At 71.2% G+C, this 10076-nt stretch carries 5 protein-coding genes; 2 read left to right on the top strand and 3 right to left on the bottom strand.

The features are described 5' to 3' along the window. From KGA66_RS26020 to KGA66_RS26010, 3 genes are all read right to left on the bottom strand, one after another. On the bottom strand, window positions 1-3404 hold a 3404-nt coding region (locus tag KGA66_RS26020), incomplete at its 3' end, for a condensation domain-containing protein (RefSeq protein WP_211471678.1). Beyond that, window positions 3401-5176 carry a carbamoyltransferase family protein gene (locus tag KGA66_RS26015; RefSeq protein WP_211471676.1) on the bottom strand — a complete coding sequence of 592 codons (1776 nt, stop codon included), beginning with the start codon at window positions 5174-5176 and terminating at the stop codon, window positions 3401-3403. The genes KGA66_RS26015 and KGA66_RS26020, both read right to left, overlap by 4 nt. Then, window positions 5173-7188, bottom strand: a complete 2016-nt coding sequence (locus KGA66_RS26010) for an amino acid adenylation domain-containing protein (protein ID WP_211471674.1) — start codon at window positions 7186-7188, stop codon at window positions 5173-5175. Before KGA66_RS26010 ends, KGA66_RS26015 begins: the two co-directional genes overlap by 4 nt. Window positions 7189-7602: 414 nt before the next feature. Between KGA66_RS26010 and KGA66_RS26005 the strand changes: the two genes are divergently transcribed. Continuing rightward, window positions 7603-8937 (top strand): MFS transporter, encoded by a 1335-nt coding sequence (locus tag KGA66_RS26005; protein ID WP_211471672.1) that lies wholly within the window; start codon window positions 7603-7605, stop codon window positions 8935-8937. Between the two features lie 136 nt (window positions 8938-9073). Continuing rightward, window positions 9074-9613, top strand: a complete 540-nt coding sequence (locus tag KGA66_RS26000) for a hypothetical protein (RefSeq protein ID WP_211471670.1) — start codon at window positions 9074-9076, stop codon at window positions 9611-9613. The last annotated feature ends 463 nt before the right edge of the window (window positions 9614-10076 follow it).

The raw sequence follows: 10076 nt of genomic DNA, 5'->3' as shown, positions 1-10076 counted from the left end.
TAACCCCACGCCACCCCGGGACCACCCAACCACAGCTCACCCGGCACACCCACCGGCACCAGAGCACCCTCACCATCCACCACATAAGCCCACGTATTCGTGGTCGGGCGGCCGATCGGGCCCGTCGTCGCAGGGGCCTGTGTCAGCGGTGTGCAGGCGGCGAAGGTGGTGACCTCGGTGGGCCCGTAGATGTTGTGCAGCCGGGCCGGGCCGACGCCTGAGTCCAGGACCGAGCCGACCCGGCCGCGGTCCAGCGCCTCGCCGCCGAAGTAGAACTGCTCGACGGTGGCGAAGGCGTCGGGCACCTCGGCGACGGTCGCGTTGAACAGTGCCGTGGTGATGAACACCGTGTCGACCCGCTCGAGCCGCAGCAGCGCCGCGAGCCGGGGCGCGGACAGCAGGGTCGCGGAGGGGACGATCACGATCCGTCCGCCGTGCGCGAGCGCTCCCCAGACCTCGAAGGTGATGGCGTCGAAGCACGCGTTCGACATCTGCGCGATCACACGGTCCGCGCCGAGATCGACGTAGTCGACGCCGCATACCAGCCGGGTGATTCCACGGTGCGGAACGACGACCCCCTTCGGCTTCCCGGTGGAGCCGGAGGTGTAGACGACGTACGCGGCGTCCTCACCGGTGCGCTGGTCACCCTCGATCGGCCCGACGGGCTCGCCGGGGCCGTGCCCGGGCGCGTCCTCGACCGCGACCGTGGTGATCGCGTCGAGCGGAAGACCGCGCAGTAGCTCCGCGTGGCCGACCACGACGCGGACCCCGGTGTCGGCCACCATGAAGGCGAGCCGGTCCGCCGGATGATCCGGGTCCAGGGGCACGTACGCGCCGCCGGCCCGCAGGATCCCGAGCATCCCGACGACCAGGTCCGCGGAACGCCGGCAGCACAGCCCCACCAACGCGCCGCGGCGCACGCCGAGTGCGTGCAAGCGGGAGGCGAGGCCGTCGGCGCGCGCCAGCAGTTGCGCGTAGGTCACGCGGGTTTCGCCGTCCACGACGGCCACCGCGTCCGGCCGCGCCAGCGCCGTCCGCGCGACGAGGGCGTCCACCGTGGCGTGCGCCGGGAAAGGGCTCGGCGCGCCGGCCCACTCGACGAGCGAGCGCCGCTCGTCCGCGGTGAGCGAGGACAGCTGCGTCACCGGCACGTCCGGTCGCGCGATCAGACCTTCGAGCAGCGCGATCCACTGGCGGCCGAAGCGGTCCGCGGTCGCGTCGTCGAACAGGTCGGTAGCGTATTCGACCTCGATGCGCATTCCATCGGAGCCGAGGTCGACCACCACGAGTGTGAGGTCGAACTTGGCCGTGCCGGTGTCCACCGCCTCCACCCGCGCGTCCACGCCGTCGCCGAGGCTCCATCGCGCGCGTGTTCCGCGCTGGTACCCGAAGGCGACCTGCGTGAGCGGCGACCAGGCCGATTCGCGCTCGCCCGCGAGTGCGTCGACGATCGCTTCGAACGGTATGTGCGCGTGGGCCTGCGCCCGGGCCGAGGAGCGCCGGACCCGTTCCAGGAGAGCGTCGAAGCTCGGCGCCCCGGAAAGGTCGGTGCGCAACGGGAACGTGTTGACGAAACAGCCGACCAGCCGCGCGGTCTGCGGCGCCGACCTGCCCGCCCAGGGCGTGCCGACGACCACGTCCGAGCGTCCCGACCAGCGCCCGATCAGGAGCGAGAAGACCGCAGCGAAGACGTCGAACTCCGTAACGGACCGGCTGCGGGCCAGGCCGCGGGCCGCATCGGCGAGTTCGGGCTCGACCTTGAGGCACGCGGTGCGCCCGTCGAACGACGGGACCTCAGGGCGGCGGCGGTCGGTGGGCAGCTCCAGTACCGGCGGGAGTCCGACGAGCTCTTCGCGCCACCACTGCACGCCCTCGCTCAGCGCCTCGGGTGAGAGCATGTCGCGCTGCCAAGCCGCGAAGTCGGCATACCGCAGCGCGAGCGGCGGCAGGTCCAGCGTTCCGCCGGCGCGATACGCCTCGGTCAGCTCCTCCAGCACGATCTCCAGCGACCAGCCGTCGCAGGCCGCGTGGTGGATCGAGAGCCACAGCAGCCATTCCTGCTCGGCGTAGCCGACCAGCCCGCCGCGCAGCAGCGGAGCGGCCGACAGATCGAAGGCCTCTGCGACACCGGCGCGCGCGATCTCCAGGGCGGCGCCCAAGGTGTCGACCGGCTCTGCGATGCCCGATGGCGCAGTAGTCCATGACACTGCGGTCCATGGCACTGCGGTCCCCGGTGGCGCATCGATCGCCCGCACCGCCCCGTCCACGGCAACCAGCGCGGTGCGCAGCGCGGCGTGCCGGTCCACCACGGCCTGTACCGAGCGGTGCAGCGCAGCCGGGTCCACGGGTCCGGTCAGTCTGACGGCGACCGGCACGTTGTACAGCGCAGAACCCGGTCGCCACTGGTCGAGGAACCACATGCGCTCCTGACTGAAGGACACCGCGCCGGCATCCGATCCGCCGGGCACCGGGCCCAGGCCGTGCGCCGCGAGATCGATCCGCGGCGCCGCGTCGACGAGTTCCGCGAGTGAGCCGAGGGTGCGGTGCGCGAAGAGCTGGTCGATGTGCAACGCGACCCCGAAGAGCTCGCGCAAGCGTCCCAGTACCTTGACGGCGAGGATCGAGTGGCCGCCGAGGGCGAAGAAGTCGTCGTCCGCGCCGACCGGCCCGGCGTCCAGGACCTGCTCCCAGATCCGCGCGAGCGCGGCCTCGGTGGCCGATCGCGGCGCGATGTATGCGTCCTGCGACGCAGTGGCGACGGTCGGCGCGAGCGGCGCGATCCCGGTGGGCAGCACGTCGCGGAGCAGGGCCGCATCGTCGGCGACGATCCTGGCCAGAATCGCGTCCAGCCGCTCTAGCTGCGCGGCGACGGTCGTGGCGTAGTAGAGGTCTTCGTCGTAGCCGCAGGTGACCCGCCAGCCGTCGTCGCCGTATGAGAGGACGAAGGTCAGGTCGCACCAGTTGAGTTCGTGGGCCAGTCGCTCCAGCTCCTGCGGCGCGAGGCCGTCCGCGGCGCCGGCGTCGCCGTCGGCGGCCGGGCCGAGCACCGCGACGGCGACGTCGGCGGCGCCGGCCGGCGCCGAGCCGACCGGGGCGAGCACGATCTCCCGCGCCCGGCGGACCAGATCGGCCAGCGGTGTTCGCGGCGAGACTTCGCAGCGCAGCGGGACGAGGGCGCCCGGCCGTGCCACCGCGATGCGAACCGACCCGGCGTCATGCGTCGCGAGCAGGGCCAGCACCGCGGCCACGAGCACGGACGCGGCGGCCGGCGGCACCGGAGCGGTCAGCTCCCGGCTCAGCTCGGCCCGGCCGAACGAGATCCCCGCGCCCGGCTCGAGGTCCGGGGCCAGCGTGGCGATCTCGCGGCCGCAGCCGGCCTCGGTCCGGTATTCCAGAGTGCTCATTCTGAGCGCTCCCGCCTCGGCGTGAGCACGAAGTCCCCGATCACCAGCCGGTCGAGCCCGCCGCGCAGGAAGGTGTCGACGGCCGTCCCGGGGTCGCGCACGATCGGCTGGCCGCGCAGGTTGAACGAGGTGTTCAGCAGTACCGGCACGCCGGTGCGCGCGGCGAAGGCGTTGAGCAGGCCCCACAGCCGCGGGTTGTCCTCGCCGCGCAGCGACTGGACGCGGGCGGTGCCGTCGAAGTGGGTGACCGCGCCGAGGCGGTCGCGGTGCTCGGCACGGGTCTTGGTGGTGAACAGCATGTGCCGGTACCGGTCCTCCTGGCCCGGCTCGATCTCGAACAGCTCGGCCGCGGACTCGGCGGTGACCACCGGGGCGAAGGGCCGGAAGTCCTCCCGCCGTTTGATCAGAGCATTGATGTGGTCGCGCATCCGCTCGTCGCGCGGGTCGGCCAGGATGCTGCGATTGCCCAGGGCCCGCGGCCCGAACTCCATGCCGCCCTGGAACCACGCGACCACCTCGCCGCGCTCAAGCGCCGCGGCTGTGTCCGCGGCCAGCTCGGCGTAGTCCGGCAGGTGCCTGACCTCGCAGTCGGTGCGGGTCCTGACCACGCTGCCGATCTGCTCGGCGGTATAGGTGCTGCCCCAGTAAGGCATCGACATCGCCGTGATGGGCGTCTCGGGCTCGCGGGTCGCCTGGACGTACAGCGCGGCGCCGACGGCCGATCCGTCGTCTCCCGCGCCGGGCGGGATGAATACGCGGTCGAACAGGCGGCTGCGCGCGATCAGTCCGTTGGCGGTGCAGTTGAGCGCGACCCCGCCGGCGTAGCACAGGTCCCGCAGCCCGGTCTCGCGCCGGTAGTGCCGCAGCACGTGCAGCAGGCAGGTCTCCACGGTGGCCTGGAGCGAGGCCGCGATGTCGCGGTGCCGTTGCTCCACCGGGCTGCCGGGTACGCGCGGCGGGCCGAACAGCTCGGTCAGCTCGGCGAGCACGCCCCGGTGCGTTTCGCGCTCGAGCAGGGTGCGGTCGGCGGCGAGGAAGGGCACGGTGACAACGCCCTGATCGCGCAGCCGGACCATGTTCATGAGCTCGGTGAAGTGCCGCTTGCGGTCCCCGAAGGCGGCCAGGCCCATCACCTTGTACTCGTCCATCATCATGTCGAAGCCGAGGTACAGGGTGAAGACGCCGTACAGCGTGCCCAGCGAGTGCATCGCCGGGACCCGGTAGAGCACCTCCAGCTTTCCGCCGACGCCGGTCGCGACCGTGAGGCTCTCCGTCTCGCCCATGCCGTCGGCCACCAGCACCAGCCCGTCCTGGAAACCGCTGGGATAGTAGGCGCTGGCCGCGTGGGCCAGGTGGTGCGGCACGGGAACCAGGCGCGAGGCCCAGTCCACGCCGGGAAAGGACTCCGACAGCCAGGTCGTCTGCACGGCCGGGTCGTAGACCTGGGCGTACCGCTCGGCCAGATAGGGGTCGTCGAGGGCGAGTTCGGCGGCGCGGTACGCGAAGCCGTGCGCGACCGCGTCGAGCTCGTCAGGGCGCAGGCCGGCCCGGTCCAGGCACTCGCGCAAGGCGTTCACGGGGAACGCGCCGGTCGCCTTCTCCCCGGTGTAGCGTTCCTCGGCCGCGGCGGCACGAACCTCGCCGTCCACGACCAGCGCCGCCGCTGAGTCAAGACCCTGTATAACGCGGTATTCGCGCTCGTCGAGTCCGGGCAGTGCGCGACGCTTGTAGGCGACGCTGTTGTGCAGCCCGCTGAAGCCGATCACCTTCATGACGTCTCCTCGCCGTCCGCCGGCCGTGGGTTGAGAACGGCGGCCGCGGCCTCCCGCAGCACGCGCCGGTCGACCTTCTGATTGGGGGTGAGCGGGAGCCGGGCCAGCGCGGTCACGTGTTGGGGAAGCACGGCCGCGGGCAGCCAGCGCCCGAGGTGCGCACGCAGTTGTGTCTCGGTGGCCGAGGACCCGGCCTGCGGCTGGTAGTAGAGGAAGAGCCGCTGGTCTGCGCGTTCGCGCTCGACGAGTACGGCCGCGGCGCGGGCGACCGCGGGGTGCCGCTCGGCGTGGGCCTCGATCTCCTCCAGCTCGATCCGGTGGCCGCGCAGCTTCACCTGGTGATCGGCCCGGCCGCGGTACTCGAGCGTGCCGTCCGGCCTCCACGCGCACAGATCGCCCGTGCGGTACGCCCGCTCGCGCCCTGCGCCTTCAAGCGGTGGAGACGCCGCGGCACTGAATACCGTGCTGCCGAACGCGGCCGCGGTGCGCTCCCGGTCGCCGAGGTATCCCACCGCGAGCTGGGTTCCACCGAGGTAGAGCTCCCCCGCCTGACCCACCTCCACCGGGCGCCCCTGGCGGTCGAGCACGGCCGCGACGACGCCGGGCAGCGGCCGCCCGATCGAGACCGGATCGGTGAACGGTGCCGCGAGGCGGTTCGCGGTGCACCAGATCGTCGCCTCGGTCGGGCCGTACACGTTCCAGACCTGCGCGCCGGTCGCGACCAGGTCCGCGGCGAGGTCGGCGGTCAGCGCCTCGCCGCCGCACAGCAGGACCGTCCCGTCGAGGCGGCTCCTGAGGGCGGGTAGCAGCATCCGCCACGCGGTCGGCGTGGCCTGCACGATGTCGGGGGCCTGCTCGGAAAGCCAGGCGGCCAGGGTGCCCGGGTCGCGGCGGGTCACGGCGTCGGCCACAAGCAGCCGGCCGCCGGCCGCCAGCGGCAGCATGAGTTCGAGCATTGAGATGTCGAAGGTGAGGGCGGTCGTCCAGGCCACGCGCGGCGCCGGCGTGTCCAGCAGCCGGGCGAACGATTGCACGCAGTGCCACAGCGCGCCATGCGGGACGCCGACCACCTTGGGCTGCCCGGTCGATCCGGAGGTCGTCATCGCGTAGGCGAGTTCTTCCGGACGCGGAGTGCACAGGTCGCCTGTCGCAGGGCCCGAAGGCTCCAGCGCGCCGAATTCGTCGTCCGTGAGCGCGAGCTTCGCGCCGGCCGCGCCGAGCGCCGCCTCGGTCCGCAACCGCGGGTGATCGGGGTCGAACGGGAGGAACGCCGCGCCGAGCGACCAGAGCGCGAGCAGGGTCGCGACCAGCCCGGTGCCCCGGGACATCCCGACGCCGACGACGTCACCGGCCGATACACCCGCGCCGGCGAGGCGGCGCGCCCGTACGCTCACCAGTTCGCCAAGCTTCGCGTAGGTGAGCAGCAGCCCGCCGTCCTCGATGGCGACCTGCCCGCCGCAGTGCGCGATCCGCTCGTGCACCAGTTCGGCGATGGTGCCGGTGATGCCGGGAGCCGGGGTGTGTGCGGACGCGACGATGCGCTCGTCCTCGGCGCTCCACAGCCGGACGCGCCCGGCGGGCAGCTCGGGTTCGTCGAGGATCGCCGCGAGCACCGGGTCGAGCCGCGCCGCGAGCAGGGCCGCGTCGAGCCCGCCGGCGGCCTGGTCCGCGACGAGCCGGCCGGAGCGCCATTTGAACCAGACCGGGCCCGATCCCACCGCGAGCGACGCGCAGTCCGGCAGGTCCGTCATCGCGGCGCCGACCCGCTCGACCACGGCCCGCAGCGGCGCGCGCCACGGCAGGGCGATCGACAGCGTCCGCCCGGAGCCCGGGTCGGTCAGCGTGCCCTCCACGGCGGCCGCGCCGCTCATCCGGGCCGCGACGATCAGGCAGGCCGAGGCGGTCACCGCGGCGGGTTCGGCGCCGCGCCGGAAGGCCGCCGGGGCGGGCGAGGAATCGGCCGCGTCCCAGTCGTCGCCGAGGGTGGAATATGGCCGCAGCGTCGTTGTCATCGCGAATTCCCCGATGCGAGGGTGGCGCGGGAAACACCGGTCATGACAGCTCCAGAATCCGAATCTCGCGGAACCCGATTATGTGAAGGCGATCGCCTCACGAAGCGTCACGCTAGGTCGGGCCCGAGAGCGGGTCAACGAGGTCTGCCATGTCGCCGAATCGGACGAATACTACGTATTCAACAGATTACGGCCAGCTAAAACTCCCGCTAGCTCCCGTTATGTCCGCTCACAGGGCTCTGGTCTGATCCACAACCGTGGCATACTGATGACACGGACCCTTGGCGTCACTTCCGCACCGCGGCCGACCGTGCGACGCTGAAGCCACGGCGTTTCTTGTGTCTTCCGGGAAGCGCGAATCGGCTTTCCCGGCTCTCATCAGGGCGTCGGTTGAATTCCAAGGAGTATCCGCACATGCCACGGTTGCTGGCTCATCGGCAGATGCGCCTATATCTGCTCGGAGACACCTCGTCGAATTTCGGCGACTACGCGCTCTTCCTGGCCATCGCGGTCTGGGTGAGGCTGCTGACCGGCAGCGTCGCGCAGGCCGGTCTCGCCATGTTCGCCTTCGCCGCGGGAAGCGTGCTGCTCCCGATCGCCGGTCTCGTCGCCGACCGCTTCGCCCGCAGGCCCCTGCTGATCGTCGTCAACCTCGTGCTCGCGGCGCTGGTCCTGCTCCTGCTGCTGGTGCACGACCGCAGCCAGGTCTGGCTCGTGTACGCGGTGATGTTCGGCTACGGCGCGGTCGGCAGTGTCACCGGGCCGGCGCAGCAGGCGCTGCTGCCCGCGATCGTCCCCGGGGAGTTGCTCGGTGACGCCAACGGCCTGCTTCAGTCGGTGCGCGGCCTGTTGCGCCTCTTCTCGCCGGTCATCGGCGCGGGGCTGTTCGCGTGGCTGGGCATCGTGCCGGTCGTGGTGATCGACGCGGCGACGTTCGCGGTGGCCGCGCTGACCCTGCTGGCGATCACCGTCAACGAATCAGCTCAGAAACAGAGCCGAACCACGGAAGGAGATCTCACCCGGGAGCCGGGCCAAGCCGCGGACCGCGCGTCCCGAGGCCGCGAACTGAGCGCCGGCCTGCGCTTCATCGCCGCAGCCGCATCGCTGCGCCAACTGCTCATCGCGGCCGGTCTCACGATGCTGGTACTCGGGTTCTTCGAAACCATCGGGCTCGCGGTGGTCACGCAGGGGCTGCACCACGCGCCGACCTACCTCGGCGTGCTGGGCGCGGCCCAGGCCGTGGGAACCATCGCCGGCGGTGTCGCCGGCGGCGCAGTGCTCAAGCGCACGGGCTCGGGCGTGGCTGTGATGCTCGGCCTCGGCCTCGTCGCCGGAGCCGGCGTGCTGTTCATGGCCCGCGTGGACGCGCTCGCCATCTTCGCAGGATTCATACTCGGTGCGGGTGTGCCCGTGATGTTCGTGGCCACCACCACGGCGGTCCAGCGGGGCACGCCGAGCGAGGTGCAGGGTCGCGTCTTCGCCGCCTTCGAGTTCGCGGTCACCGTGCCGCAGACGGTGTCGATCGCGCTCGGCGCGGCCCTCATCGCTCGGTTCGACTACCGGGTGCTGCTCGGCGCCGTGACGGCCACCGCCCTCATCGCCCTCGCGTCCCTGGCCGCGCACCCCGCCCAGCGCGCCATCGTGCGCACGCAGCAGAAAGAAGAGGAGAAGGAACAAGGCCCGGAGACCGTGAGCCAGGTCTCTGATGGTCAGGACGGCGCGCCGAATCACGCCCCCGCCCTTACGTAGGCGGCTTCTCGTCGCAGACGCACGCACCCTCCGGGTCTCGACCGATGATCGGCTGAGACCCGGAGCGCGTTCATGGCGCCTGCCGACACTGCGCCTAACCCTCGAGCAGGTCGCCGACACCGTCGCGGACCTCGAGGTGGCGATCAGCTTCGAAGCCGAAGCAGCAGCCGACCTCGGCATGCTCGTACCCTCACTGCGCATCGAGAGCTACCACCTCGCCCTCTACGAAGCCATGCGCATCGAACACGGCGCCACCACAACCGGCAGGATGCTCGAACGGCTGCGCAACGCGATCCGATCCGAGCTCGACAAGGTGCAGAGCATCGAACAACGCGCCGACGAGGCCAGACGGCTACGCACGGCCGTCGCCGTCACCTTCGTGACCACCGTCGGCGGAACACTGAGCCTGCTGTTCGGCTTCTTCGGCATGAACGCCACCCAGGTCAACAGCGCCCACTCCATGTTCGACAGCCACTACCTCGGCATCTACCTCACCATCGCCCTGATCATCATCGCCGCCGGCGCAGTATTCACAGCCATGACCTGGAGCGAGCACCGCCACACCCTACGCGAACGCAACCGGGCACGACGGTGGCTGCCCGCCCAACGCGCACACCAGAACACAGAGACCGAGACCTCCCCACACACAGCCGCGGCCGCCATAGACCCCGCCTGAGCAGACCAGGCCGCTCGGCGGGCTATCTCCTTCTTACTCTTCCAAGATCTTCGTAGCAGTTCATGACGGAGGGGTATCGGTACCGGCGCGGCGGCCCTCCCTGGCAGGTTCGTCGACAACACCGCGGACGGCACCGAGAAGAGCCTGGCGGCGCATGCGGTCAACGAGTCAGAGATCACCGATAGCTTCACACGTATCACCACCCGCCAGGCCGACTCATCACTGGGCACAAGCGCGCAGTCGACCGCGCGTGCAGCATCCCCAGGCGTAACTCGATAGGTGGTGCGGTGGCTGTGGTGGTTTGACGGGGTGTCACCTACTTGGGATCATGGCGGCTATTGACCGGTGGGTCTTTTCTGTCGTGGTCAGGCTGCTGCGTAGGTGACCTCGGGTTTGTGGAAGAAGGAGATCACGCGGGTGGGCTGCTTCTGGAGGCGGTGTAGGTGGGCTCTGATGGCGGCGG

The sequence above is a fragment of the Actinocrinis puniceicyclus genome, from assembly GCF_018283645.1.
GTDB classification, from domain to species: Bacteria; Actinomycetota; Actinomycetes; order Streptomycetales; family Catenulisporaceae; genus Actinocrinis; species Actinocrinis puniceicyclus.
Note: the sequence above shows the minus strand (reverse complement) of the source record. Positions and strands in the feature narration are given on the sequence as shown.

What these genes read in the sequence shown, in the direction of transcription:
- KGA66_RS26015 (WP_211471676.1), bottom strand. Translation starts at nt 5,176, where the DNA reads ATGAAGGTGATCGGCTTCAGCGGGCTGCACAACAGCGTCGCCTACAAG.
- KGA66_RS26010 (WP_211471674.1), bottom strand. Translation starts at nt 7,188, where the DNA reads ATGACAACGACGCTGCGGCCATATTCCACCCTCGGCGACGACTGGGAC.
- KGA66_RS26005 (WP_211471672.1), top strand. Translation starts at nt 7,603, where the DNA reads ATGCCACGGTTGCTGGCTCATCGGCAGATGCGCCTATATCTGCTCGGA.